Here is a 247-nt window from a genome sequence, read left to right as displayed (position 1 = left end):
TAAGTGCGATACCCTGTGGTAACAGCTTAATGCATTTTTTGCGCTTATCGTTTTCGTCACTGACAATCTGAATGAGCGATTTTATCGCCATTTTCTTTAAAATTAAGGTCATTGCACCCCCATCAATGGCGGTTAAATCAACCAACTGGGCAATGGTAATATTGTCTTGCTCCCACAGAGCCATCATAACCACATATTGTGGATAGGTGAGATCTAACGCTTCTAAGTGAGGGCGGTAGCGTCTCGT

The 247-nt window shown here is 42.9% G+C and carries 1 protein-coding gene; it reads right to left on the bottom strand.

Going from position 1 to position 247, the window contains the following annotated elements:
* Positions 1 to 247, bottom strand: a 247-nt coding sequence (locus CWC11_RS21795; protein WP_138684245.1) for a MarR family winged helix-turn-helix transcriptional regulator, incomplete at both ends; no start/stop codon positions are given.

It is taken from the genome of Pseudoalteromonas sp. S3178 (assembly GCF_005886985.1).
GTDB lineage: Bacteria > Pseudomonadota > Gammaproteobacteria > Enterobacterales > Alteromonadaceae > Pseudoalteromonas > Pseudoalteromonas carrageenovora.
Note: the sequence above shows the minus strand (reverse complement) of the source record. Positions and strands in the feature narration are given on the sequence as shown.